The sequence below is a fragment of the Xanthomonas sp. 3075 genome (assembly GCF_014197275.1).
Lineage (GTDB): Bacteria > Pseudomonadota > Gammaproteobacteria > Xanthomonadales > Xanthomonadaceae > Xanthomonas > Xanthomonas campestris_B.
The window spans coordinates 195396-219568 of sequence record NZ_JACIFI010000006.1 but is presented as its reverse complement, the minus strand read 5'-3'; the positions used below and the strand labels follow the sequence as shown (position 1 = coordinate 219568).

Below are 24173 nucleotides of genomic sequence, written 5' to 3'. Positions count from 1 at the left end.
ATGTGCGCGCAGGCAGCTTGCACGCGCGCGCATCGCCGCTGCGGGCATAATCGTGCTGCATGATCATCCATTCGCTGCTCGACACCGATCTGTATAAATTCACCATGATGCAGGCGGTGCTGCATCAGCACCCGGCCGCGCAGGTCGATTACCGCTTCAAATGCCGCACGCCCGGCGTGGACCTGGCGCAGTTCATCGACGAGATCTCGCGCGAGATCGATGCCTTGTGCCGGTTGCGCCTGCGCGAGGACGAAGTGGACTACCTGCGCAGCCTGCGCTTCATCAAGCCGGACTTCGCCGACTTCCTGGCGTTGTTCCACTTGGATCGCAAGTACCTGCAGCTGTCGGCATCGACCACCCATCCGGGCGAGATCGAGCTGACCATCCGTGGCCCGTGGCTGCACACCATCCTGTTCGAAGTGCCGCTGCTGGCGATCATCAACGAGGTGTGGTTTCGCAACACCTCGGTGCCGGATTTCGAACAAGGCCGCAGTCGCCTGCGCGACAAGGTGAGCAGCCTGCGCAGCATGCCGGCCGGCTGCAAGATCGCCGATTACGGTACCCGCCGTCGCTATTCGCGGCACTGGCATGGCGAGTTGCTGCCGCTGCTGCGCGACGGGCTCGGCGAACAGTTCGTCGGCACCAGCAATGTGTATTTCGCCAAGCACTACGGCCTGACCCCGCTGGGTACGATGGCGCACGAATACTTGCAGGCGTTCCAGGCACTGGGGCCGCGGCTGCGCGATTCGCAGGTGGCCGCGCTGGAGTCGTGGGCGCACGAGTACCGTGGCGATCTGGGTATCGCCCTGTCCGATGTGGTCGGGCTGGACGCGTTCCTGCGCGACTTCGATCTGTACTTCTGCAAATTGTTCGACGGCATGCGCCACGATTCGGGCGACCCGTTCGAATGGGGAGAGCGCGTCATTGCGCATCTGCAGGCGCATCGCATCGACCCGCAGACCAAGGTGCTGGTGTTCAGCGATGGCCTCAATATCGACAAGGTGATGCGGTTGTACGCGCACTTCCATACACGCTGCCGGCTGGCGTTCGGGGTGGGCACCAGCCTTACCAACGACCTGGGCCCAATGCCGTTGCAGATCGTCGTCAAGATGGTTCGCTGCAATGGCCAGCCGGTCGCCAAACTCAGCGATTCCCCAGGCAAAAGCATGTGCGACGACGATGGCTACCTGCGCTATCTGCGCGATGTGTTCGGGTTGCCGCCGATGCCCGCAGGCGGCTGATCCATCGGTCCGCATGCGCGCGCTGCTGATATCTGCGCGCTTGCAGGAAGATGGCAGAACGGCGCCTTGCGGCGCCGTTCGCTTTACATCGGCTCAGGTACGCGCCTGGTTGCCGCTTACGGACGCACCTTGGTTGCGCACACGAACACGGCGGCCTGCTGCAGCCGACTGATTGCGCCCTGCTGCTGCAGTTCGCGCACGTGCTCGTCCATGCAACTCAGATAGCCGAACCGGTTGCCCGCGTTCTGCGCCTTGCACAGGCTGCTTTCGGCGGAGACATTCGCACCGGGAATCAAACCGCCGGTTTCCACGGTCGGCACCAGCGTATTGCAGTTGCCCAACTTGGCCAGTCCACGATTCAAGGTCCAACCGATGTCGGCAAACATCGCCGGGGTCAGGTCGATGTTCAGATGCGCCTGCACTTCCGGTGTGTCGAACGGTTCCATCAACGCATTCGGCTGCAGATCGGTATCGAAGTGCGAGAACGTCGAACCGCCGGCCACCACGCTGGGCGCGTACAGCCGCGTCCGGCCTGCGCTGTCGGTGCCCTGCAACAGCTCCGGGTCTTCGTACAGCGCCGCGATCACTGCGGTGCTGGCTTTCAGGCGCGCACCATCGGTCTGCGACACCATCACCGACGGAATGGTGATGTCGTCGATCGGCGGCGCTGCGTTGCCCATCGTCTGCACGCCGGCGGCGTTGTTGGCGACGATCACCCCGACCGCGCCATTGAGCTGGGCGTTCTTGACCTTGATCGCAAACGCGCAGGTGCCGCGATCGATCAGTGCCACCTTGCCGGCCACCGCCGCGGCGTTGACGAACGGTGTTTCGCAGCCATCGCTGGCCGATGCGGCAGCAACGCCATCATCGACGGTCACCACCGACCGTGCCGGGAAATTGGTCGCATTGGCCAGCGGCCCGAAGCTGGCAAAACCCACCTCGAACTTGCCCGCCGCGCTGGCCGGTGCGCTCACCTGCAACAAGGTGCGCGGATCCAGGATCAGGGCCGCCTCGCGGTTGACGCGGGTGCCGGCCCACACGGTGCGGCCGGGGGTACGCATCGCTTCGGCGCGCAACGCATCGGTCATGGTCGGGTCGTCGAAACGCTTGTTCTGCACGTTGTCGAAGGCCTGCGCGGTATACACGTCGGTCAAGCCAGTGCCCGAGCCCAGCACACCGGTGGTCTTGTTGAGAAAGCCCGCCGCGCCCAGGCCGTGGCCGATCTCGTGCATGACCACGTTGAGGAAGTTGATCTGGCCTTCGGGCGTCTTGCCATCCAGGCCCAGATACCAGCCCGAGCCGGCCAGGCAGTCGGGCTTGCCCAGATCGCCGTTGAACTGTGAAAACACGTCGGCCGGATCGTTCGGATCGGGCACCAGATCCTGCCCGGCGATCGCATCGCCCAGCGCGGACGGATACAGCGTGTTGGCCTTGGCGCCGGGGAAGTCGTTGACGATCCAGTTCGGCCCGGCCTGGCCCAGCGTGCCGCCGGTGGCGGTGCAGGTCAGCCGCGCGAACGAGGCATACACCTTGATCTCGACATTGCTCTGCAGCACCGCGCCCCACAGGTCCATCGCGTACTGGTAGGCGATGCGACGTTGCTCACCGACCGAGCGGCCGGGATTGCCGCCTAACGGCGCGACGGCGGACGGATCGTTCAAGCCCACGCTGGTGCCGGCATCGCCATTGATGAGCGTGACGGTGGCGGCCGAGGCATGCAGCGGTGCCAGGGCGGCGGCAACGGCAAGAGAGAGCAGCAACAGTGGCTTATTCATGCGGCAGCGCTCCGTGCTCGGCGTGGGCGGGCTGGGCGTCGGCGTCGTCGCTGTGTTCGATCACGATGCGGCCATCGGCCTGACGGGTTGCCACCAGCGAGCTCATTTGCGTGGCCGGCAACTTGCGCGCCACGGTGCCGTTGGGCAGGCGTCGTTCGGTCGCGCGTGCGGCGGCTTCTGTCTGTGGGATGTTGGAGCGTGCGGCACTGCTGCGTGCCGCCGTGTTGGCCTGCTGGTCGAGCGCGGCGCTTTCGGCAGCGGTGAGTGCACGTAACTTGCCGGTGGTGGGGTCGATACCGACCTTGGAACTGCTGCTCGCGACATCCTGTGCTGCGGCCACGGCCGGCAGACAGGCAATGCACAACATGCCGGACAGCATCCATCCGGGCTTGCGAACGTGGATCATGGGAATTTCCTTGAGTCCAACAGGGAATAACGCCGTGCTGATGCCGGCGCTCGGGAGAATCCTTTCGTTTCAGTCTGTTGATGACTGAAACATGAATCTGTGAGATGTGTCAATCTTTTGACATGCAAGGCCCCAATTGCGAAGTTGTGGCCTGAAATAGTCAGCAGGGCGCTTGTCATTCCGGATTTCATACGGTCGACAACAGCGGTTGGGCCCGGATAAGCCGGGTTTTGGCCCGAATCTGCCGGCAGGCAGCTGGCGGATAGAAACCGGCTTTCAGCCATGTCGGGGTTGTCGATCACCGTGGCATCTGCTTGGTCAGCGCAACCCGCAGGCAAGGCTCCGACGCCAGATGCCTTTGCTTCCGGAGAGCGTGCTTCGCGGCAGTGGATGAAGGGGGGATGCGAAGTGCTGGTGGAGTTGGAATGCCCTTGGGCCTTGCGCCGTCCCCTCACCCCAACCCCTCTCCCGCAAGCGGGAGAGGGGCTCGCATTCGATTTGCATGCCGTTCCCCGCAAGCGGGTGATGGCGTCTTCCGCAATCGCCCCAGTTCGCGTGCCCGCACGCAGACCGGCCTTACTCATCGATCGATCCACCTCCCTTCCGCCCGCGCAGGGGGAGACCCTATTTCTCGATCGATCCAGCTCCCTCTCCCCACGCGCAGGGGGACGCCTTACTTCTCGATCGATCCAGCGCCCTTCCCCACGCGCAGGGAGACCCCTTATTTCTCAATCGATCCAGCTCCCTTCCCCCGCGCGCGGGGGAAGGTGCCCGAAGGGCGGATGGGGGCACTATCGCCACGACTCGACCAAGACAGCGGCATGCCGGGGGAGGGGCCGGCCAGAGCAATGCGCCGCTGGTGTGGCCATAACGTCGAAGCGCATCTTCAAGTGGCGGTTTTCGATTGCCGGGGCAGATGCCATGAGCAGCTGCTCTCGATGACCCTCGATCGATCCAGCGTCCTTCCCCCGCGTGCGGGGGAAGGTGCCCGAAGGGCGGATGGGGGCACTATCGCCGCGACTCGACCAAGACAGCGGCATGCCGGGGAGGGGCTGTCAGAGCAGTGCGCCGCTGGAGTGGCCATAACATCGAAGCGCCTCTTCGGGTAGCGGCTTTTTTCGATTGCCGGTAACCGTGCCATGAGCAACTGCTCTCGATGACCCGCACCGCATGAGCAGGCCATCTCACACTCACTTCACCATGCGCAGCACGCTCTAGAATCGGCGCCATGTTTTTCCAGGAGCACCCGCATGATTCGCCAGATCATCCGTATGGGCGACAAGCGCCTGTTGCGTATTGCGCCACCGGTCACCAATCTCGGCAGTCACGCGCTGCACACCCTGGTGGCCGACATGTTCGAAACCATGGACGATGCACGTGGCGTCGGCTTGGCCGCACCGCAGATTGCGGTGGATCTGCAATTGATGGTGTTCGGGTTCGAAGCCAGCGAACGTTACCCCGAAGCGCCGGCAGTGCCACGCACCGCGTTGGCGAATGCGCAGATCGAGCCGCTATCGGAGGAAATGGAAAACGGTTGGGAAGGGTGCCTGTCCATTCCCGGCCTGCGTGCGGTGATTCCGCGCTATCGCGTCATTCGGTATCGTGGCTTTGCGCCGGACGGCAGTCCGATCGAGCGCGAAGCCGAAGGCTTCCATGCACGGGTGGTGCAGCACGAATACGATCACCTAGTTGGCCGCTTGTACCCCTCGCGGATCGAAAATTTCGATACCTTCGGCTTCGAGGACGTGTTGTCGTACGACCTCTAACGCAGGGTCCGGACGCATGTTGCGTCGCTAGGTATGTCGCGGTTCGATCAGCCGCTGCTGCGGCGCATGCACACATAAAAAGGGCGCCTTGCGGCGCCCTTGTCGTCTTGCCTTGTCGTGCTTACTTCAGCGCCTTGAAGCGCAGGCGCTTGGGGCCTGCGTCATCGCCCATGCGACGGCGCTTGTCTTCTTCGTACTCGCGGTAGTTGCCCTGGAAGAACTCCACGTGCGAGTCGCCTTCGAACGACAGGATGTGGGTGGCGATGCGATCGAGGAACCAGCGATCATGCGAGATCACGAAGGTGTTGCCGGGGAATTCCAGCAACGCATCTTCCAGCGCACGCAGCGTTTCGATGTCCAGGTCATTGGACGGTTCGTCGAGCAGCAGCACGTTGCCGCCCTGCAGCAGGGTCTTGGCCATGTGCAGACGACCGCGCTCACCACCGGACAGCGAGCCGACCATCTTCTGCTGGTCCTGGCCCTTGAAGTTGAAGCGGCCGATGTAGGCGCGCGACTGGATCTCCACACCGTTGATGTTGAGGATGTCCAGGCCGCCCGCGATTTCCTGGAACACGTTGTGGTTGCCTTCCAGCTTGTCGCGGCTCTGGTCCACGTACGACAGCTGCACGGTCGGGCCGACCACGATCTCGCCGGAATCGGGCTTCTCCGCGCCGGTGATCATCTTGAACAGGGTCGACTTACCGGCACCGTTGGGGCCGATGATGCCGACGATGGCGCCGGGCGGCACGATCATCGACAGATTGTCGATCAGCAGACGGTCGCCGAACTTCTTGGAGACGTTCTTGAATTCCATCACCGCATTGCCCAGGCGCTCGCCCGGCGGGATGAAGATTTCATTGGTTTCGTTGCGGCGCTGGTAGTCCACTGACTGCAGCTCTTCCAGGCGGGCCAGACGCGCCTTGCCCTTGGTGCGGCCGCCCTTGGCATTCTGGCGCGACCATTCCAGTTCCTTCTGGATCGCCTTCTGGCGCGACTTTTCCTGGTTGTCTTCCTGCTTGAGGCGCTCGTCCTTCTGGGTCAGCCAGTCGGTGTAGTTGCCCTTCCACGGAATGCCGCGACCACGGTCCAGTTCCAGGATCCACTCGGCGGCGTTGTCCAGGAAGTAGCGATCATGCGTGACCGCCACCACGGTGCCGGTGTAGCGCGCCAGGAACTGCTCCAGCCACTCCACCGATTCGGCGTCCAGGTGGTTGGTCGGTTCGTCGAGCAGCAGCATGTCCGGCTTCTGCAGCAGCAGGCGGCACAGCGCCACGCGGCGCTTTTCACCACCGGACAGCTTGCCGACCACCGCGTCCCACGGCGGCAGGCGCAGCGCATCGGCGGCCACGTCCAGCTGGTTTTCCAGCGTGTGCGCATCGCCGGCGGCCAGGATTGCCTCCAGGCGTTCCTGTTCCTTGGCCAGGGCGTCGAAATCGGCGCCTTCTTCGGCATAGGCCAGATACACCGCATCCAGCGCGGCCTGGGCTTGCAGCACGTCGCCCACGCCTTCTTCCACCGCTTCGCGCACGGTGTGCTCGGGGTTGAGTTGCGGTTCCTGCGCCAGGTAGCCGACCTTGATGCCGGCCTGCGGGCGGGCTTCGCCCTCGAAGTCGGTGTCCACGCCGGCCATGATCTTGAGCACCGTGGACTTGCCCGCGCCGTTCAGGCCCAGCAGGCCGATCTTGGCGCCGGGGAAAAAGCTCAGCGAGATGTCCTTGATGATCTGCCGCTTGGGCGGGACCACCTTGCTGACGCGGTTCATGGTGTAAATGTATTGCGACATGGGGACTCCGTGGACGCAAGCAGCCCGCCGGCCGAGGCCGGAGGCAGCGGAAAAGGGATTGCGCCGATTATACGGGCAAGTGCCCGGGGCCGCGCCGGGTGGGGATGTGGCTAAACGGCAGCCTACCTACTACCTGAATAGGCATTTTCGTAACCGATTCCAGCAAGAATGCGTTAAGGCGGGCAGCGTCTTAATGAAATTGCGACATCGCAAACAGGAGCTGGTCATGAACCGCAAACGCATCGTCACTGTTGTGCTTTCTTCCATCCTGGCGCTGGGCTCCGTGGCCCCGGCAGCGTTTGCCGACGACTGGGGCCGCGGCCACGATCGTCGTGGCCACGACCGCGATGATCGTCACGACCGCGGCCGCGATCACCATCGCGACTGGCGCAGCGATCGCCGCGAGTGGCGGGATGACCGTCGCGACGACCGCCGCTACTACAGCAGCGGCTACCGCGAGGGCTATCGCGATGCCCGTTATCAGGACCGTCGCTACGACCGCAACCGGGTCTATGTCTACGATCGCCCCAGCTACTACCGCGTCGGCCCGCCGCCGCGCCCGTACTGGGCCCGCGGTCAGCGCTACCACGGCCCGGTTTACGTGATCAACGACTACGACCGCTACAACCTGCGTCGCCCGCCGTATGGCTACCGCTGGCAGCGCGACAACACCGGCAATCTGCTGCTGGTCGCCATCGCCACCGGCGTGATCGCCGACCTGGTCCTCAATAACTGAGCGGGCATCCGATCGCTCGCCGAGCCATCGGGCCAGCCCTCCCACAAAGGCGCACTTCGGTGCGCCTTTGTCATTTGTGCAGCTTGCCGGCCGATCGGGTCCATGGCCTGCCACAGCGGTGCGATTGGTCACCCGTGCGGCGGGGGCTTACAATCGGCGGCCCTACTGGCTGCAGCTGCCCCGGAGTTTCGAATGTTCTCGCGCGACGTCCGACTGGAAACCTACGACCCCGAACTGGCCAAGGCCATCGCCGCTGAAGTCGGCCGCCAGGAGGATCACGTCGAACTGATCGCCAGCGAGAACTACTGCAGCGCACTGGTGATGGAAGCCCAGGGCAGCCAGCTGACCAACAAGTACGCCGAAGGCTATCCGGGCAAGCGCTATTACGGTGGCTGCGAATTCGTCGATATCGCCGAGCAACTGGCGATCGACCGCATCAAGCAGGTGTTCGGCGCGGGCTCCATGGAAGATATGTATGCAAACGTGCAGCCGCACAGCGGCTCGCAGGCCAACCAGGCGGTGTATCTGGCGCTGCTGCAGCCGGGCGACACCATCCTGGGCATGAGTCTGGCCCATGGCGGTCACCTGACCCACGGCGCCAAGGTCAATGTCTCGGGCAAGCTGTTCAACGCGGTGCAATACGGTGTCGACGCGCAGGGCCTGATCGACTACGACGAGGTCCAGCGCCTGGCTACCGAGCACAAGCCGAAGATGGTCGTGGCCGGCTTCTCGGCGTATTCGCAGAAGATCGACTGGGCGCGTTTCCGCGCCATCGCCGACAGCGTCGGGGCGTATCTGTTCGTGGACATGGCGCACGTGGCCGGCCTGGTTGCCGCCGGCGTCTATCCGAGCCCGATGGAGCATGCGCACGTGGTCACCTCGACCACCCACAAGACCCTGCGCGGCCCGCGTGGCGGCATCATCGTGGCCAAGGGAGCCAGCGAAGAGCTGCAGAAGAAGCTGCAGTCGATCGTGTTCCCCGGCATCCAGGGCGGCCCGCTGATGCACGTGATCGCGGCCAAGGCGGTGGCGTTCAAGGAAGCGCTGGAGCCGGCGTTCAAGACCTACCAGCAGCAGGTCGTCAAGAACGCCCAGGCGATGGCCAAGACGTTGATCGCGCGCGGCTACAAGATCGTGTCCGGCGGCACCGAGAACCACCTGATGCTGGTGGACATGATCGGCCGCGACGTGTCCGGCAAGGACGCCGAAGCCGCGCTCGGCAAGGCCCATATCACCGTGAACAAGAATGCAGTTCCCAACGACCCGCGCTCGCCGTTCGTGACCTCGGGCCTGCGCCTGGGTACCCCGGCCATTACCACGCGCGGTTACAAGGAACAGGACAGCATCGACCTGGCCAACTGGATCGCCGACGTGCTGGATGCACCGAGCGACGAAGCCGTGCTGGCGAAAGTCCGCGACGCAGTGACCGCGCAGTGCAAGAAATATCCGGTGTATGGCTGAGACGGGAATGGGGAATAGGGAGACGAGAATGGTAAAAGCAACGCTGCGATAGCCCTGCTGTTCCGATTCCCTATTTCCCTCTCCCTATTCCCGGACGTCTGATGCACTGCCCCTTCTGCCAGCACAACGACACCCGCGTGATCGATTCGCGGGTGTCCGAAGACGGCACGACGATCCGTCGGCGTCGTGAGTGCGAGGCGTGTGGCGAGCGTTTCAGTACCCTGGAAACGATCGAACTCAAGCTGCCCACCGTGGTCAAGAGCGATGGCGGCCGCGAGGCGTTCGATGCGCGCAAGTTGCGCACCAGCTTCGACCGCGCCCTACAGAAACGTCCGGTGTCCGAAGAGCAGATCGAGGCGGCAGTGCGGGCGGTGGTGCATCAGCTGCGCATGTCCGGCGAGCGCGAAGTGGGCTCGCTGCGGGTGGGCGAATACGTGATGGTCGAGCTGCGCAAGCTCGATCATGTCGGCTATGTGCGCTTTGCTTCGGTGTATCGCAGTTTTCAGGACGTTGCCGATTTCCGCGAGGAAATCGAAAAACTCGAACGCGAGCTTCCGGTCGGGAGCGAACAGCTACCGCTGCTGGAAGCGGCACTGGAACGCGCCGGCAAGCCAGGCAAGCGTTGAACGCCGTGCCGATTGCCTGCGTGGGCGACGCGCCGGAGCATCTTCCCGCCATCGCGCGCGCGCATCTTGAGGCCTTCGGCAGTCTGTTGCCGGACTGGAATTTCGATGAGGCGTTGAGCGAGTTGCGCAGCCACACGCGCGATGGTGTGATCCCGACGACGTGGGTGGCGCTCGATCAGGGCCAGTGGCTCGGTTCGGTGAGTCTGCTGGACAATGACGATGCGCGCATTCGGCAATGGTCGCCCTGGCTGGCATCGCTGTATGTGCAGCCGCACGCGCGTGGACAGGGCATCGGTGAGGCATTGGTCGCGCATTGCGTGCAGACCGCCGCCGGGCTGGGCGTGGACACGTTGTATCTGTATTGCCAACCGGACCTGGCGCCGTTTTATCAACGCTTGGGCTGGCAGATGCATGCGGGGCTGTTGCTTGGGTCGTTGCCGATCGTGGTGATGTCTATTGAGCCGCAACGGGTGCCGCAATGAACGCAAGTGCCGACGATCACCGCTGGATGGCGCAGGCGCTGCGCCTGGCCGCGCGTGGCGCCTACACCACGCGACCTAATCCAATGGTCGGCTGCGTCATCGTGCGCGATGGCGTAAGCGTGGGCGAAGGCTTTCATCAACGGGCCGGTGGCCCGCATGCGGAAGTGTTCGCGTTGCGTGCAGCCGGCGAGCTGGCGCGTGGTGCCACCGCCTATGTGACGTTGGAGCCTTGCGCGCATTACGGACGCACGCCACCGTGCGCACTTGCCTTGATCGACGCCGGCGTGCGCCGTGTGGTCGCGGCGATGGCCGATCCGTTTCCGCAGGTCAACGGCGGTGGCTTCGCGTTGCTGCGCGAGGCAGGGATCGAGGTGCTCAGTGGTGTCATGCAGACACAGGCGCGTGCGCTCAATCAGGGATTCCTGTCGCGAGTGGAGCGTGGCCGTCCGTGGGTGCGGGTCAAACTTGGCTCCAGCCTGGATGGGCGCACCGCTTTGGCCAGTGGGGAGTCCAAATGGATCACCGGCGCCGATGCGCGCGCCGATGTGCAGCGCTGGCGTGCGCGTGCCGGTGCGATCCTGACCGGTGCCGGCACGGTGCTGGCAGACGATCCGGCGATGACCGTGCGGCTCGGTGACGACACGCCGTTCGTGCCGCCGTTGCGTGTGGTGCTCGACGCCGGTCTGCGGACGTTGGGGTGCCAGAATATCCGTCAGGGCGATGCGTCGACGCTGTATCTGCATGGCGAGACCGCGCAGGCGCCGGCACTCGACGACGCGCAGTGTCTTGCGATGCCGCTGCACGCCGGCCGCTTCGATCTTGCTGCCGTTCTGGCGTTACTGGCCGAGCGCGGCATCAACGAGGTACATGTGGAAGCCGGTGCAACGCTGAGCGGTGCGCTGCTGCAAGCGGGGCTGGTCGACGACCTGTTGGTCTACATGGCGCCGGTGCTGCTGGGCGAGACCGCCAGGCCGCTGCTGGCTGGGCTCGGCATCGACACGATGGCGCAGCGTCATGCATTGCAACTGCACGAGGTGCGTCAACTGGGTCAGGATTTGCGTTTGCGTTACGCGCCAAATACTACCGGGTGAGTGCTGCGTAACGCGCTCGATGCGCAGCAGCGGATCACCTTGCGCGTGGTGCTTGATGTGGCTTCTGCTTGCGGGTGCACATTGCCGTGCAAGCAATGGAGGCTGCAGTTATCGCACTGGTGTGGTTTTTCCAGCGCACTACATCTTGTGGCGTAAAACCTTGCGCTGAAGCAGCAAAGAGCACTGCGGTCTCTGCCTGCATACACATGCAGGGCAGGTTGCCTCGCACGCAATGCGCTCGATCATCCCCACAAGAAAGGCCCCGCTTGCGGGGCCTTTCTCGGACAACTGCGAGGCGCCTATCAGAAGCTTGCGCGCACGCCGACCCGATACTGGTTGGCGTTGTCGATGAACTGCGCTTCGGCAACCAGGCCCCAGGTGCGGGTGAAGTTGACCTGGCCACCCAGCGTGCCGACGAACTCGCCTTCGTCCACGTCGCTGCCGTCGATATAGCCGGCCTTGACCCAGGCCTCGGTGCGCGGCGAGGGCTTGCCACGCAGGCCCAGATTGGCGAAGCCCAGGGTGGTCGAGTCAGACGCGTTGTCGATCGAACGGCCGCGCAGGCGCAGGTCGGATTCGACCTTGCTGCGTAGCACGCTGATATCAGCCGTGAACTCGACGCGCTCGGTCATTTCCTGGCGGTAGCCAATACCGACATTGGCCTGCTCCAGGGTGCCTTCGATGACGAAGCCGCTGCCGACGTTGTAATCCTTGTTGGCACGCTGATAGCCAGCGAGCACGTACACAGGCTCGGCAATCTGCCAGGAACCGCGGAGGTAGCCGCCATCGATGTCGTCGGAATCATCATTGACGTTGATTTCGGTACGGTTCCAGCCGCCTTCGACATAGCTGTAGCTCAGGCCTTCAGCAGACGCGGAAAACGGTGCGGCGGCCAGCAGGGTCGCCAGGATCAGGGTGTTACGCATTTGGGTGCTCTCTCCGAAAGTGAAGTCCGTGTCTCCGCCCCCGTTGCGGGGTGGAAATGCGACGTGTCCCCGTCGCGGCGCGTAAATTAACAGATCCTTCACAACCCTGGCTATGGGGGATTTCCTGACATGACGCGCTGTCCTGCCAGCCTTGCCTGACGTTCGGCATCCCGTCGGTCGGCACTGTTAAACTTTGCGCGCCGGTTCGCCGGTACTCACGAACGTCTTCAGGGCGGGGTGCGATTCCCCACCGGCGGTAGGCATGCGCAAGCGTGCGAGCCCGCGAGCGCTTGCGCTTCCAAGAGTTGAGCGATCCCCGCGAAGCTCCTGATGCGCAAGGTCAGCAGATCCGGTGCGATGCCGGGGCCGACGGTATAGTCCGGATGAAAGAAGACGGCCAACGCGCAGCCTTGCGGCTGTGCGCGCGCCTGTTTGCCTTGTGGCGTTTTTCGCTCAACTCCTGCGAGAAACGACTATGTCCATGCGTCACCCGTCGCGCTGCGTCGCGACCTTCCACCGCGCCACCTGCGCCCAGTTGCTGCTGCAATCGGAGGCGCGCTGATGTTTACCGGAATCATCGAAGGCGTCGGCCGTCTGGCGGCGCGCCAGCCGCAGGGCGGCGATGTGCGGTTTACCTTCGCCACCGGCAGCTTGCCGTTCGAAGCGGTGCAACTGGGCGAAAGCATCGCGGTCAACGGCGTGTGCCTGACCGTGATCGCCTTCGATGCCGGCAGCTTCCAGGCCGATGCCTCCACCGAAACCCTGTCGCTGACCACGCTGGGCGCCTTGCCCGAAGGCGCGCTGCTCAATCTGGAACGCGCGATGCGCCCGACCGATCGCCTTGGCGGGCATCTGGTCAGCGGGCATGTCGATGGCCTGGGCCAGGTGCAATCGGTGCATGGCGATGCGCGGGCGCAGCGCTGGCGGTTTGCCGCACCGCCGGCGGTGTTGCGCTATGTCGCCAAGAAGGGCTCGATCTGCGTGGACGGGGTCAGCCTGACCGTCAACGACGTGGACGACGAAGGATTCGAGGTCGCGTTGATTCCGCACACGGTGGCCAACACCGCGTTTGCACAGACGGTGGTCGGGGCGGCGGTGAATCTGGAAATCGACCTGGTGGCGCGTTATGTCGAACGCCTGCTTGGCACGCGGGGTGCGGCATGAACTTCGCACCCGTTCTGGAACTGCTCGAAGAACTGCGCGCCGGACGCATGGTGGTCATCGTCGATGACGAAGACCGCGAGAACGAGGGCGATCTGATCATGGCCGCCGAGCTGGTCAAGCCCTCGGACATCAATTTCATGGTGACCCACGCGCGCGGGCTGGTGTGTCTGTCGCTGACCCGCGAACGCTGCGCCCAACTCGGCCTGGCGCCGATGGTGCGCAACAACACCGCGCAGTTCCAGACCAACTTCACCGTCAGTATCGAGGCGGCCGAAGGCGTGACCACCGGCATTTCCGCCTACGACCGCGCGCATACCGTGCGCACCGCAGTGCGACCGGATGCCAAGCCGCAGGATCTGAGCCAGCCGGGGCATATCTTCCCGCTGATCTCGCAACCCGGTGGGGTGCTGACCCGCGCCGGTCACACCGAAGCGGCCAGCGATCTGCCGATGCTGGCCGGGCTGGAGCCGGCCGGCGTGCTGGTGGAAGTGCTCAACCCGGACGGCAGCATGGCGCGCCGGCCGCAATTGGAAGTGTTCGCGCGCGAGCACGGGCTGAAGATGGGCTCGATCGCCGATCTGATCGCCTATCGCCTGGCCAACGAGCACACCGTCGAGCGTGTGGACGAACGCGAGATCACCACCGAGTTCGGGCCGTTCAAGCTGGTGACCTACCGCGACCGCATCGCGCACGACCTGCACTTTGCGCTGGTGCGCGGCGAGGCCAATCCGCACACGCCGACGCTGGTGCGTGTCCAGGTGGAAAACCCGCTGGCCGATCTGTTGCACTGGCAGCGCGACGATTTCGGCGTGGCCGCTACCGATGCCCTGCGCGCGATCGCGGCCGAAGGGCAGGGTGTGATGGTGGTGCTGTCAGCGCCACGCGATAGCGAATCGCTGCTGGCGCGGCTGCGCCAGCAACCGGAGGCGGCAACCAACGCCAAGGACGTCAGCCAGTGGCGGCGCAACGGGGCCGGTGCGCAGATCCTGGCCGAGCTGGGCCTGGGCAAGCTGCGCGTGCTGGGCACGCCGCGCCGTCAGGTGGGCCTGGCCGGGTTCGGGCTGGAGGTGGTGGAGTACCTGGAATGCCATCCGGGCGAAGGCATGCGCTCGGTGCCGCCGGAAGCGGTGCCCTGAACAACGTAGACGCCGTGGAATGCGTGGTCGTCGGATGGGCGCGTGCGATGCGAGGGCCGCTGCATGCCCCCAGCGGTTGCTGCTGTTTGCAGCGCCGCGCCATCGGGCGGCAGCATCATCGGTTGCCTGCGCGTTGCGTTCCGGGGTACCTGGCCGGGCCTGCTTCGGCGGCCCGGCCTGCACGCGTCGGCCGGGCGGGGGGCGGCAGCTGTTAAACTTCCTGCCCCCTTGAGTTGCCGACCCGCATGACCCACTACGAAGGCGATCTCCGCCCCACCACCGCGCGCTTTGCGATCATCGCCAGCCGCTGGAATGCCCGCATCACCGACGCGCTGGTCACCGGCGCGCGCCAGAGCCTGGCCGGCAACGGTATCGGCGAGGACGCCATCGACGTGGTCCGCGTGCCGGGTGCCTGGGAAATTCCGATCGCCGCCAACCGCGTGGCGCAATCCGGCCAGCATGCGGCGATCATCGCGCTGGGTTGCGTGATCCGTGGCGACACCCGCCACTACGAACACGTCGCCGACCTGTGCGCCGAAGGCCTGATGAGCGTGCAGTTGCAGACCGGCGTGCCGGTGCTCAACGGCGTGCTGGCGGTCGAGCGGGTGGAAGACGCCGAGGCACGGGCCGGCGGCAGCCATGGCAACAAGGGCGAAGAGTGCGCACTTGCGGCCCTGGAACTGGTCAATTTGATGGAGTTGTTGCCATGAGCAAGCCCGGTGGACACGCCCGCCACGGTCGCCGCGACGGCATCGACCCGGTACTGCGTTCGCGCGCGCGTCGGCGTGCCTTGCAGGCGGTGTATGCCTGGCAGATTTCCGGCGGTTTCGCCAAGCAGGTGATCTCCCAGTTCGCGCACGAGCAGGCGCACGAAGTGGCCGATCTGGCCTACTTCGAGAGCCTGGTCGACGGCGTGCTGAGCAACCGCGCCGAGCTGGACACCGCGCTGACCCCGTATCTGGATCGCGGGGTGGAAGAGGTCGATGCGATCGAGCGTGCGGTGCTGCGCCTGGCCGCCTACGAACTGCTGTATCGGCAGGACGTGCCGTACCGTGTGGTGATCAACGAAGCGATCGAAACCGCCAAGCGCTTCGGTTCCGAGCATGGCCACACCTACGTCAACGGTGTGCTGGATCGTGCGGCGGTGGAGTGGCGCAAGGTCGAGTCGGGCGCGAGCGGCGCATGAGGCGCTGCGGGAATGGGGAGTCGGGAATGGGGAATCGTAAGAGCACCACCTCCGATATCTCCTGACGCGCTTTTGCGATTCCCGATTCCCTTCTCCCGATTCCCGTCCCCATGCCTGAATTCGATCTGATTGCTCGTCTGCGCACGCGCATCGCCGCGCGTGCCGATGTGCCGTTGGGCATTGGCGACGATGCGGCGTTGTTGCAGCCGCCGCCCGGCGAGCAGTTGGCGATCACCGCCGACACGCTCAACGCGGGGGTGCATTTTCCGCATGAAACGCGCGCCGACGATCTGGGCTGGAAGACATTGGCGGTCAATCTCTCCGATCTGGCCGCGATGGGCGCGCAGCCGCGCTGGTGCACCTTGTCATTGTCGTTGCCGCACGATGATGCGGCGTGGGTGGACGCGTTTGCCGATGGTTTCTTTGCGCTGGCCGATGCGCACGACATCGCCCTGGTCGGAGGCGACACCACGCGCGGGCCGTTGTCGTGTGCGGTGACTGCGATCGGCAGCCTGCCGCCGGGTGCGGCGTTGCGTCGCGACGGCGCACGCGTGGACGACGATGTCTGGGTGACCGGTGCGCCGGGCGAAGCGGCCGCTGCGTTGTCGCTGTGGCAAGCCGGCCAGTTGGATGTGACCTGCGTGGCCGCCGACCCGGTGCATGAACAATGGCGTAGCCGCTTGCTACGCCCGCAGCCGCGTGTGCAGGCCGGGCTGCGCTTGCGTGGGCTTGCGCATGCCTGTGTGGATATTTCCGACGGGTTATTGGCCGACCTGGGACATCTGTGCGACCGCAGCGGTGTGGGCGCGCAGCTTGCGCTGGCGGCGTTGCCGACGATGTCACGTAGTGCGCAGGTCAGTGCGCTGCAATGCATCGGCTGGCAGCTCGGCGGCGGCGACGATTACGAGCTGTGTTTCACCGCCGCCGTGCAGCACCGCGATGCGGTCGTGCAGGCGATGGAGTTTGCCGGGGTGACGGTCACGCGGATCGGCCGGATCGTTGCTGCGGGTGGGGTGGTGGTGCATGACGCCGACGGCAAGCCATGGCAACCGCCGCAGCGGGGGTATCAGCACTTTGTTGGCTGATGGTGGGTCTTTGGCGCGGCGGTGGTGAGTGAGCGCTTTGGCTGGTTGGTGCTGGTTTTTTGATGGTGGTGGTGGTGCCGGGTGGGCTTTGGTTTGGGCGGTTTTTCCCTCATCCGCCCTTCGGGCACCTTCTCCCGCAGGCGGGAGAAGGGACGGCGTTGGGGCTTGGTGCGTACCGTTTCAGCATTCCCGCCTCCCCAATCCCCAATTCCCGCCCTTGAGCCATACCGTACCGTCTGGTACGGTCGCAATGTTCTCCCCCGAACCACGGATGCACGGCATCTGCTGCTGGGCCACCCCGGCCCGGCCTCGCGTGGGAGAGAACTACATGAACAAGCGTTGGATCGGAAGCATTGTCGCGATGGCAATGCTGGTGGCATCGGCCTCGGCACTGGCCGGCGGTTTCAGCAAGACCTATGAACGTATCCCCGGTTGGGATGGTGCGGCGATGGGCGCGCTGGTGCTGGTGCCGCAGGGGCAGGGCAGCGGACCGTTTCCGCTGATCGTGATGCCGGCCAGCTGGTCGTTGCCGAATCTGGAATATCTGGGCCGCGCCAGCCAGTTGGCCAGCGATGGCTATGTGGTGGTCAGCTACACCTCGCGTGGATTCTGGGATTCGGCCGGGCAGATCGACATTGCCGGTGCCGACACCGTGGAAGACGTCAGTGCGGTGATCGACTGGGCGCTGGCGCACACTCCGGCCAATCCGGACGCGATCGGTGCTTCCGGCATTTCCTACGGGGCCGGCATCAGTCTGCTCGCGGCCGAGCGCGATCCGCGCATCAAGGCGGTGGCCGCGCTCAGCGGGTGGGCCGATCTGCAAGCCTCGCTGTATGCCAATCGCACCGTCAGCCAGCAAGGGGTCGGGTTGTTGGTCGGTGCCGGTGCGTTGACCGGCCGGGCCGGGCCGGATCTGGCACGGATCGGCGCGCGGGTTGCGGTGGGCGATTACGACGGTGCCGTGCAGGGCTTCCTGCCGCAGGCGGCCTCGCGCAGCCCGGCCACCGATGTGGCCGCGCTCAATGCGCGGGGCACCGCGGTGCTGCTGGGCAATGCCTTCAACGATGGCTTGTTCCCGCCGAACCAGACCATCGCCTTCTTCAATCAGCTACGTGGTCCCAAGCAGTTGTTGCTGAGTCAGGGCGATCACGCCACCGCAGAACTGCCGGGCGCGTTGGGCCTGCCCAACGAGGTGTATACCGCAGCCACGCGCTGGTTCGATCGCCATCTCAAGCAGGTGCGCAATGGCGTGGATGCCGAAGCGCCGGTGCGGCTGTCGCCGCGTGCCGGGCAGTGGCTGGAGTACCCGGACTGGAGCTCCGTGCAGCAGGACGGCACGCGCCTCGGGCTGTCCGCACCGGCCGGGGTGCTCAGCCCCACCGGCGGGTTGATTGGCGGGACGGCCAGCGGTTGGCAGTCGCGCATCGTCACCGATGTGCCAACACTGGCCGACTCGGGCGTGGTGCTGGTCAGCGGGTTGTTGCAGGGCATTGGCGCACCGGTCACCACGTCGATTCCGCTGGTCAATCGCATCGGCGCCGCGGTGTGGGTGGGCGCGCCGTCGAGCAGTGCGCGGCGGCTGGCGGGAAGTCCCTCGCTGCGCGTCACCGTGGTGCCCAGTCAAACGAAGGTGAGTCTGTTCGCGTATCTGTACCGCATGGATGCCCTGGGTGTGGCGCAATTGATCACGCATGCGCCGTACTCGTTGCGCGGTGCCACGCCGGGCAGCGCGGTGACGCTGGATTGGTCGCTGCAGGCGGCCGCTACGGAGATTCCGGCCGGGCAGCGATTGGTGCTGGTGATCGATACCCACGATGCGCGTTACACCGACGCCAGCGATGGCGGCGGCGCGGTGACGTTTACATCGCCGGCGGCAACACCATCGGTGTTGAACGTACCGCTGCGATAGCACTTAGAGCGGCTAACAAAACGACTTCGTGTCAGCCTACTGCAGGCCGGCTATCTGCGGCCTGGCTGCAGGGGCCTTACCCGTCCAGCGTCGCGGGACACGCTGCAAGTACGTCCTTGTAGCTCTTACGCGGCATCCATGCCGCGTAAGGTCCCGCGACGCTGGGCGGGCAAGGATCCAGTCGAGATGGTCGGCATGCATGGGTTTAAACAACGCAACCAGCGGAGTGTCTGGCGCGGTGTCCTCGCCGCTTGCGGGACCGCGTAGCGGCATGGATGCCGCCACCGCGCCTCCATGAAAGGATTCGCGGCGTGTCCCGGAAATGGTGAGGGCACCGTGCCTCGACCAGCACGGCTTTGCTATGACGTCATAACGCACTGACTCAAAACCTGGCCGTCCTGCGCTGAGACTGGATGGTGTGGATGAAGTCGTGGTCGTGGTTGCCTGGAAACGGATGCATAACGTGGATAGGTGACTGCAGGCCGTCGCAGCGCAGCATTTATGCGGAATTTACGCGGCGACCCTGGCATGTCCCTAGCGACTTTACGCAGGCCAGGAAGAGACTGCGCACGTTGGCGGAGCGGTTCCGCCCTGGATGATTCCGATGCCTGCCCTGACCTGTCTGCTCCATCGGTGCTGCGCGCACGATGCGGCAGCGCCTTGCCTTGTTGTCGTGCACCCCGCGCATGCGCCGTTGCGTGACGCCTCGTTCGCGCCGCGTTGCGCGCGCCACCGGGAGTAACCGACATGCCTGCCTGGTTGTCGCTGTTGTGCGGTGTGGCGGTGCTCGTTGCCGCTGCGTACCTGTTGTACGTGGTGCTGCGGCCCGAAGACTTCTGATGCGAGTGCGCTCCAATGATTGAAACTTTCCTTGTCTATGCGCTGGCCATCGTGCTGGCGTGGCCCCTGGGCCGCTATCTGGCGGCGGTGATGCGCGGCGCGCCGATGCGTGGCGATGCGCTGTTCGGCTGGATCGAACGGCCGCTCTATGCGCTGCTGGGCACGCGCCCGCAACAGGGCATGTCGTGGCGCGGCTATGCCGTGGCGTTTTTGCTCAGCAACCTGGTGGTCGGCCTGCTGACCTGGGCGGTGTTCATGTCTCAGGCATGGCTGCCGTTCAACCCGGACGCCATTCCGAACATGCGCTGGGATACCGCGCTGCACACCATGGTGTCGTTCGTCACCAATACCAACCAGCAGCATTACTCCGGCCAGGCGCAGCTGTCGTATCTGGCGCAGATGACCGGCATCGTCGGCCTGCAGGTGGTGACGCCGATGATGGGGTTGGCGTTGGCAGTGGCGACGCTGCGCGCCTTGTTCGGTGGGCGGGCGGTCGCCAGCGCGATCTCCGCTTCGCCATCGACGGCGAGTGGTGCTGACGATCCGGCGACGGCCGCGCGCAGTGAACGGCATCAGGCAAGCACTGGATTGGAGGCCCTGCCCGAAGCCGATGTCGGCAACTACTGGGCCGACGTGATCCGTGCCAGCGTGCGCGTCTTGCTGCCGTTGTGCCTGTTGTGGACCGTGCTGCTCGGTTGGCAGGGCGTGCCGTCCACGCTCCAGGGCGCGGCAACCGCCGCTCCGCTGGACAGCAGTGCCGGCATGCCCAAGCAGACCATTCCGATCGGCCCGGTCGCGGCGATGGTGGCGGTCAAGCAGCTGGGTACCAATGGCGGTGGCTGGTATGGCCCGAACAGTTCGGTGGCGCTGGAAAATCCCACGCCGTTGAGCAATCTGCTCGAAACGTTGGCGATCGTGTTGTTGCCGATGAGCGTGGTGTTCATGGTCGGCTATCTGACCGGGCGCAAACGCCTCACCGCGTTGGTATTCGGCACCATGTTGACGATGTCGGCGGCATCCACGGCGTTGTTGGTGTGGTCCGAAGCGCATTCGGCCAGCGCCGGCTCGGCTGCATTGATGGAAGGCAAGGAAGTGCGTATCGGCGCAGATGCCTCCGCGCTGTGGGCGGCGTTGACCACGCAAACCTCCAACGGCTCGGTCAATGCGATGCACGACTCGCTGGCCCCGTTGAGCGGCCTGGTCACCCTGGTGAACATGCTGATCAACGCGATCTGGGGCGGCATCGGCTGCGGCTTGCAGCAGTTCGTGGTGTATCTGTTGCTGAGCGTGTTTCTGGCCGGTCTGATGACTGGGCGCACGCCGGAGTTGTTCGGTCGCAAGATCGAATCGCGCGAAGTGCAATTGCTCGCTTTGCTGATCCTGCTGCAGCCGTTGGTCGTATTGGGCTTCACCGCGGTGGCGCTGGCAGTGCCGGCGGTCACTGCCAATTCCAACCCGGGGTTCCACGGCATCAGCCAGGTGTTCTACGAGTACACCTCGGCATTTTCCAACAACGGCTCGGGGTTTGAAGGCCTGGGAGATGCCACCTACTGGTGGAATCTGAGCTGCTCGGTGGTGCTGGCCCTGGGCCGCTACCCCGCGCTGATCCTGCCCTTGATGGTGGCCGCGCGTATGGCGGTCAAGCGGCGCGCGCCCGAGTCGGCCGGCAGCCTGCAGGTCGAAACGCCCACTTTTGCGCTGACCTTGATGGCGATCGTGCTTGTGCTGACCGTGCTGCAGTTCATGCCGGCACTGGTGCTGGGCCCTATCGCTGAACACCTCGCCCTGGCGGCGTCCTGAGAATTGAGCAATGTCTACGATCGATACAACTGAAAAACGCGAGCGCGGCGACGCAGCGTTGTTCGACGCTGCGGTGCTGATCGCCGCGATGCGTGCGGCCTTTATCAAGCTGTCGCCACGGCATCTGCTGCATAGCCCGGTGATGGCGGTGGTGATGGGCGGCACGCTGCTGGCGGCGGTGATCACCGCCAGCGGGTATGGCAATGCCGGTTTCGGCTGGGCGGTGACGGCGATCCTGTTCGTGACCGTGTTGTTCGGCAATTTTGCCGAAGCCATCGCCGAGGCGCGTGGCCGTGGGCAGGCTGCATCGCTGCGCCGTGCGCGCAAGGATCTGGTCGCACGCCGGGTGGAAACCGCACTCGGCGGGCGCGAAACCCGCGTGCCGGCGGCCGAACTGCGTCCGGGCGACTACGTGATGGTGTCCGAAGGCGAATTCGTCCCGGCCGATGGCGAGATCGTGCGCGGCGTTGCAACGATCAACGAAGCGGCGGTAACCGGCGAATCGGCACCGGTGCTGCGCGAGGCCGGCACCGATCGCAGTGGCGTGATCGGTGGGACGCGCGTGCTCTCCGACGAGATCGTGTTCAAGGTCACCGCCGAGCCGGGACATAGTTTCCTGGATCGCATGATCGCCTTGGTGGAAGGCGCCAATCGGCAGAAGACGCCGAACGAAATCGCGCTCACTCTGTTGCTGGCGGCGATGACGCTGACCTTCCTGATCGTGGTGGCGTCGTTGCCGGCGATCGCCGGGTTCGTCGGCGTCACGCTGGACCCGCTGTTGCTGATCGCGTTGCTGGTGTGCCTGATTCCGACCACCATCGGCGGGTTGCTGCCGGCGATCGGCATTGCCGGCATGAACCGCGCGCTGTCTGCCAATGTGCTGGCCAAATCCGGCAAGGCGGTGGAAGTGGCCGGCGACGTGGACGTGCTGTTGCTCGACAAGACCGGCACTATTACCTACGGTGATCGCCAGGCCACCGCGTTTCATCCATTGGCCGGCATCGATCGTGCGCAGCTGCGCGATGCGGCCATGCTCGCCTCGCTGGCCGACCCGACGCCGGAAGGCAAGTCCATCGTCAAGCTGGCGCGCCAGCAAGGAGCGGTGCTGGTCGAGCCGGATGGTGCGCATTTCATCGCCTTCACCGCACAGACCCGCATGTCCGGCGTCGATCTGGGCGAGCGCAGCATCCGCAAGGGTGCCGGCGATGCGATCGTGGCGTATGTGCAGGCGCAAGGCGCCACGGTGTCGCCGGAATTGAACGGACGCATCGAAGAAGTCGCACGCGGCGGCGCCACCCCGCTGGTGGTGGCCGAAGGCCGGCATGTGCTGGGCGTGGTCGAGCTGAGCGATGTGGTCAAGCAGGGCATCAAGGAAAAGTTTGCGCAGCTGCGCGCGATGGGCATCAAGACGGTGATGATCACCGGCGATAACCCGCTCACCGCTGCGGCGATTGCCGCCGAGGCCGGCGTGGACGACTACATCGCCCAGGCACGGCCGGAAGACAAGCTGGCCCGTATCCGCGCCGAGCAGGCCGGTGGACGGCTGGTGGCGATGGTCGGCGACGGCACCAACGACGCACCGGCGCTTGCGCAGGCCGACGTCGGCCTGGCGATGAACTCCGGCACGCAGGCAGCCAAGGAAGCCGGCAACATGGTCGATCTGGATTCGGACCCGGCCAAACTGCTGGCCGTGGTCGAAGTGGGCAAGCAGCAGTTGATCACGCGCGGTGCGTTGACCACGTTCTCGTTGGCCAACGACGTGTCCAAGTATTTCGCGATCCTGCCAGCGTTGTTTGCCGCTGCGATTCCGTCGATGGCCGCGCTCAACGTGATGCAGCTGTCCAGCCCACGCCATGCGGTGTTGGCGGCGCTGATCTTCAATGCCTTGATCATTCCGGCGTTGATTCCGCTGGCGTTGCGCGGCGTGCGTTTTCGTCCGTCCAGCGCCACGGCCTTGCTGCGCCGGAACATGCTGATCTACGGCCTGGGCGGTGTATTGCTGCCGTTTGCCGCGATCAAAGTGATCGATCTGGCGCTTGTCGCCACCCTGGGAGCCTGAGCCATGACCATTTCCTCCAAGACCGGCATGCACAGCGCATTGCCGTTGCGCGACGACGGCGCATTGCGCGGGTCGGTGATGCTGGCGTTGTTCACCCTGTTCGGTCTGGGCCTGGCTTATTCGTTGATCGCCACCGGTATCACTGGCGCATTGTTTCCCGATCAGGCGCACGGCTCGCTGCTGCGCGTGGAGCAGCGTGTCGTCGGGTCGGCATTGGTGGCGCAGCCGTTTGCCGATGCACGCTATTTCCAACCGCGTCCGTCGGCGGCTAAGTACGACCCGACCGCTGCGTCCGGCAGCAACCAGGCGCGTTCCAATCCCGACCTGCAGGCCCGCATCGCCGCCACGCGCGCCGACGTGGCCGCACGCGACGGTATTGCAGCGGAGACGGTGCCGAGCGAGTTGCTGACCCAATCCGGCAGCGGCCTGGACCCGCATCTGAGCCCGGCTGCGGTGCAGGTGCAGGTGCGCCGCGTGGCCAAGGCGCGCGGTTGGCCGGAGCAGCGCGTCGCCGCGCTGGTACAGGCCGCCACCGAACGGCCACAGTTCGGGCTGCTTGGGCAGCCGCGGGTGAATGTCCTGGCGCTGAACCTGGCGCTGGATGCGGCGGGGAATCGGGAGTCGGGAATCGGCAATGGGTTAAAGCAATAGCACTAGACCTGTCAGCTCGCGGTAGGCTGCACGAATCCCCAATCCCGACT

The 24173-nt window shown here is 65.1% G+C and carries 21 protein-coding genes and 1 riboswitch; of the genes, 17 read left to right on the top strand and 4 right to left on the bottom strand.

What is annotated here, in order from left to right:
* The first annotated feature begins 59 nt into the window (after positions 1-59).
* A complete protein-coding gene (gene pncB, locus GGR62_RS08155; protein WP_184407400.1) occupies positions 60-1241 on the top strand; it encodes a nicotinate phosphoribosyltransferase in 1182 nt (393 codons plus the stop codon).
* 116 nt (positions 1242-1357) lie between these two features.
* Here the strand turns inward: pncB and GGR62_RS08150 are convergent, their stop codons facing one another.
* The gene (locus GGR62_RS08150) at positions 1358-3016 is read right to left on the bottom strand and encodes a PA domain-containing protein (RefSeq protein WP_184407399.1); all 1659 of its coding nucleotides are present in this window, start codon (positions 3014-3016) and stop codon (positions 1358-1360) included.
* Complete coding sequence (locus tag GGR62_RS08145) at positions 3009-3422, bottom strand: hypothetical protein (protein ID WP_184407398.1); 414 nt, start codon at positions 3420-3422, stop codon at positions 3009-3011. The genes GGR62_RS08150 and GGR62_RS08145 overlap by 8 nt, the downstream gene beginning before the upstream one ends.
* Before the next feature lie 1250 nt (positions 3423-4672).
* On the opposite strand from GGR62_RS08145, the gene def reads away from it, so the two are divergent.
* A complete protein-coding gene (gene def / locus GGR62_RS08140; protein ID WP_184407397.1) occupies positions 4673-5188 on the top strand; it encodes a peptide deformylase in 516 nt (171 codons plus the stop codon).
* Between the two features lie 121 nt (positions 5189-5309).
* Here the strand turns inward: def and ettA are convergent, their stop codons facing one another.
* Positions 5310-6971, bottom strand: a complete 1662-nt coding sequence (gene ettA / locus GGR62_RS08135; protein ID WP_064633896.1) for an energy-dependent translational throttle protein EttA — start codon at positions 6969-6971, stop codon at positions 5310-5312.
* Between the two features lie 226 nt (positions 6972-7197).
* Between ettA and GGR62_RS08130 the strand changes: the two genes are divergently transcribed.
* The 5 genes from GGR62_RS08130 to ribD all read left to right on the top strand — a co-directional run bounded on the left by GGR62_RS08130 (position 7198) and on the right by ribD (position 11367).
* Complete coding sequence (locus tag GGR62_RS08130; protein ID WP_184407396.1) at positions 7198-7707, top strand: RcnB family protein; 510 nt, start codon at positions 7198-7200, stop codon at positions 7705-7707.
* Between the two features lie 192 nt (positions 7708-7899).
* Positions 7900-9168: a serine hydroxymethyltransferase gene (glyA, locus tag GGR62_RS08125; protein WP_184407395.1), complete on the top strand. Its 1269-nt coding sequence runs from the start codon at positions 7900-7902 to the stop codon at positions 9166-9168.
* Positions 9169-9269: 101 nt separating this feature from the next.
* Positions 9270-9794, top strand: coding sequence for a transcriptional regulator NrdR (nrdR, locus tag GGR62_RS08120; protein WP_005997276.1), 525 nt, complete (start codon positions 9270-9272; stop codon positions 9792-9794).
* Positions 9795-9799: 5 nt separating this feature from the next.
* On the top strand, positions 9800-10276 hold the full coding sequence (locus GGR62_RS08115) for a GNAT family N-acetyltransferase (protein ID WP_184407441.1): 477 nt from the start codon (positions 9800-9802) through the stop codon (positions 10274-10276).
* Positions 10273-11367 carry a bifunctional diaminohydroxyphosphoribosylaminopyrimidine deaminase/5-amino-6-(5-phosphoribosylamino)uracil reductase RibD gene (gene ribD, locus GGR62_RS08110; RefSeq protein ID WP_184407394.1) on the top strand — a complete coding sequence of 365 codons (1095 nt, stop codon included), beginning with the start codon at positions 10273-10275 and terminating at the stop codon, positions 11365-11367. Before GGR62_RS08115 ends, ribD begins: the two co-directional genes overlap by 4 nt.
* A 302-nt stretch (positions 11368-11669) precedes the next feature.
* Here the strand turns inward: ribD and GGR62_RS08105 are convergent, their stop codons facing one another.
* Positions 11670-12293, bottom strand: a complete 624-nt coding sequence (locus GGR62_RS08105) for a hypothetical protein (protein WP_184407393.1) — start codon at positions 12291-12293, stop codon at positions 11670-11672.
* 219 nt (positions 12294-12512) lie between these two features.
* A riboswitch (FMN riboswitch) is annotated at positions 12513-12692 on the top strand.
* A 162-nt stretch (positions 12693-12854) separates the two neighbouring features.
* Here GGR62_RS08105 and GGR62_RS08100 point away from each other — a divergent pair.
* From GGR62_RS08100 to kdpC, 10 genes are all read left to right on the top strand, one after another.
* Complete coding sequence (locus tag GGR62_RS08100; RefSeq protein WP_184407392.1) at positions 12855-13457, top strand: riboflavin synthase; 603 nt, start codon at positions 12855-12857, stop codon at positions 13455-13457.
* Positions 13454-14593: a 3,4-dihydroxy-2-butanone-4-phosphate synthase gene (ribB, locus tag GGR62_RS08095; RefSeq protein WP_184407391.1), complete on the top strand. Its 1140-nt coding sequence runs from the start codon at positions 13454-13456 to the stop codon at positions 14591-14593. The genes GGR62_RS08100 and ribB overlap by 4 nt, the downstream gene beginning before the upstream one ends.
* 245 nt (positions 14594-14838) lie before the next feature.
* The gene (gene ribH, locus GGR62_RS08090; protein WP_184407390.1) at positions 14839-15303 is read left to right on the top strand and encodes a 6,7-dimethyl-8-ribityllumazine synthase; all 465 of its coding nucleotides are present in this window, start codon (positions 14839-14841) and stop codon (positions 15301-15303) included.
* On the top strand, positions 15300-15779 hold the full coding sequence (gene nusB / locus GGR62_RS08085; RefSeq protein WP_184407389.1) for a transcription antitermination factor NusB: 480 nt from the start codon (positions 15300-15302) through the stop codon (positions 15777-15779). The genes ribH and nusB overlap by 4 nt, the downstream gene beginning before the upstream one ends.
* Positions 15780-15889: 110 nt before the next feature.
* Complete coding sequence (thiL, locus tag GGR62_RS08080) at positions 15890-16864, top strand: thiamine-phosphate kinase (RefSeq protein WP_184407388.1); 975 nt, start codon at positions 15890-15892, stop codon at positions 16862-16864.
* A 328-nt stretch (positions 16865-17192) separates the two neighbouring features.
* On the top strand, positions 17193-18773 hold the full coding sequence (locus tag GGR62_RS08075; RefSeq protein ID WP_184407387.1) for a CocE/NonD family hydrolase: 1581 nt from the start codon (positions 17193-17195) through the stop codon (positions 18771-18773).
* Between the two features lie 747 nt (positions 18774-19520).
* A complete protein-coding gene (locus tag GGR62_RS08070; RefSeq protein WP_006452907.1) occupies positions 19521-19613 on the top strand; it encodes a potassium-transporting ATPase subunit F in 93 nt (30 codons plus the stop codon).
* 15 nt (positions 19614-19628) lie between these two features.
* Positions 19629-21413 carry a potassium-transporting ATPase subunit KdpA gene (gene kdpA / locus GGR62_RS08065; RefSeq protein WP_184407386.1) on the top strand — a complete coding sequence of 595 codons (1785 nt, stop codon included), beginning with the start codon at positions 19629-19631 and terminating at the stop codon, positions 21411-21413.
* A 10-nt stretch (positions 21414-21423) separates the two neighbouring features.
* Positions 21424-23472 (top strand): potassium-transporting ATPase subunit KdpB, encoded by a 2049-nt coding sequence (kdpB, locus tag GGR62_RS08060; protein ID WP_184407385.1) that lies wholly within the window; start codon positions 21424-21426, stop codon positions 23470-23472.
* 27 nt (positions 23473-23499) lie between these two features.
* Positions 23500-24123: a potassium-transporting ATPase subunit KdpC gene (gene kdpC / locus GGR62_RS08055; protein WP_184407440.1), complete on the top strand. Its 624-nt coding sequence runs from the start codon at positions 23500-23502 to the stop codon at positions 24121-24123.
* Positions 24124-24173: the final 50 nt, after the last annotated feature.

Coding starts and splice junctions, on each gene's coding strand:
- glyA (WP_184407395.1), top strand. CDS start 7,900: ATGTTCTCGCGCGACGTCCGACTGGAAACCTACGACCCCGAACTGGCC.
- GGR62_RS08075 (WP_184407387.1), top strand. CDS start 17,193: ATGAACAAGCGTTGGATCGGAAGCATTGTCGCGATGGCAATGCTGGTG.
- ribH (WP_184407390.1), top strand. CDS start 14,839: ATGACCCACTACGAAGGCGATCTCCGCCCCACCACCGCGCGCTTTGCG.
- GGR62_RS08150 (WP_184407399.1), bottom strand. CDS start 3,016: ATGAATAAGCCACTGTTGCTGCTCTCTCTTGCCGTTGCCGCCGCCCTG.
- GGR62_RS08100 (WP_184407392.1), top strand. CDS start 12,855: ATGTTTACCGGAATCATCGAAGGCGTCGGCCGTCTGGCGGCGCGCCAG.
- kdpC (WP_184407440.1), top strand. CDS start 23,500: ATGCACAGCGCATTGCCGTTGCGCGACGACGGCGCATTGCGCGGGTCG.
- kdpB (WP_184407385.1), top strand. CDS start 21,424: ATGTCTACGATCGATACAACTGAAAAACGCGAGCGCGGCGACGCAGCG.
- nrdR (WP_005997276.1), top strand. CDS start 9,270: ATGCACTGCCCCTTCTGCCAGCACAACGACACCCGCGTGATCGATTCG.
- ribD (WP_184407394.1), top strand. CDS start 10,273: ATGAACGCAAGTGCCGACGATCACCGCTGGATGGCGCAGGCGCTGCGC.
- def (WP_184407397.1), top strand. CDS start 4,673: ATGATTCGCCAGATCATCCGTATGGGCGACAAGCGCCTGTTGCGTATT.
- GGR62_RS08130 (WP_184407396.1), top strand. CDS start 7,198: ATGAACCGCAAACGCATCGTCACTGTTGTGCTTTCTTCCATCCTGGCG.
- thiL (WP_184407388.1), top strand. CDS start 15,890: ATGCCTGAATTCGATCTGATTGCTCGTCTGCGCACGCGCATCGCCGCG.
- GGR62_RS08145 (WP_184407398.1), bottom strand. CDS start 3,422: ATGATCCACGTTCGCAAGCCCGGATGGATGCTGTCCGGCATGTTGTGC.
- kdpA (WP_184407386.1), top strand. CDS start 19,629: ATGATTGAAACTTTCCTTGTCTATGCGCTGGCCATCGTGCTGGCGTGG.
- nusB (WP_184407389.1), top strand. CDS start 15,300: ATGAGCAAGCCCGGTGGACACGCCCGCCACGGTCGCCGCGACGGCATC.
- pncB (WP_184407400.1), top strand. CDS start 60: ATGATCATCCATTCGCTGCTCGACACCGATCTGTATAAATTCACCATG.
- GGR62_RS08070 (WP_006452907.1), top strand. CDS start 19,521: ATGCCTGCCTGGTTGTCGCTGTTGTGCGGTGTGGCGGTGCTCGTTGCC.
- GGR62_RS08105 (WP_184407393.1), bottom strand. CDS start 12,293: ATGCGTAACACCCTGATCCTGGCGACCCTGCTGGCCGCCGCACCGTTT.
- ettA (WP_064633896.1), bottom strand. CDS start 6,971: ATGTCGCAATACATTTACACCATGAACCGCGTCAGCAAGGTGGTCCCG.
- ribB (WP_184407391.1), top strand. CDS start 13,454: ATGAACTTCGCACCCGTTCTGGAACTGCTCGAAGAACTGCGCGCCGGA.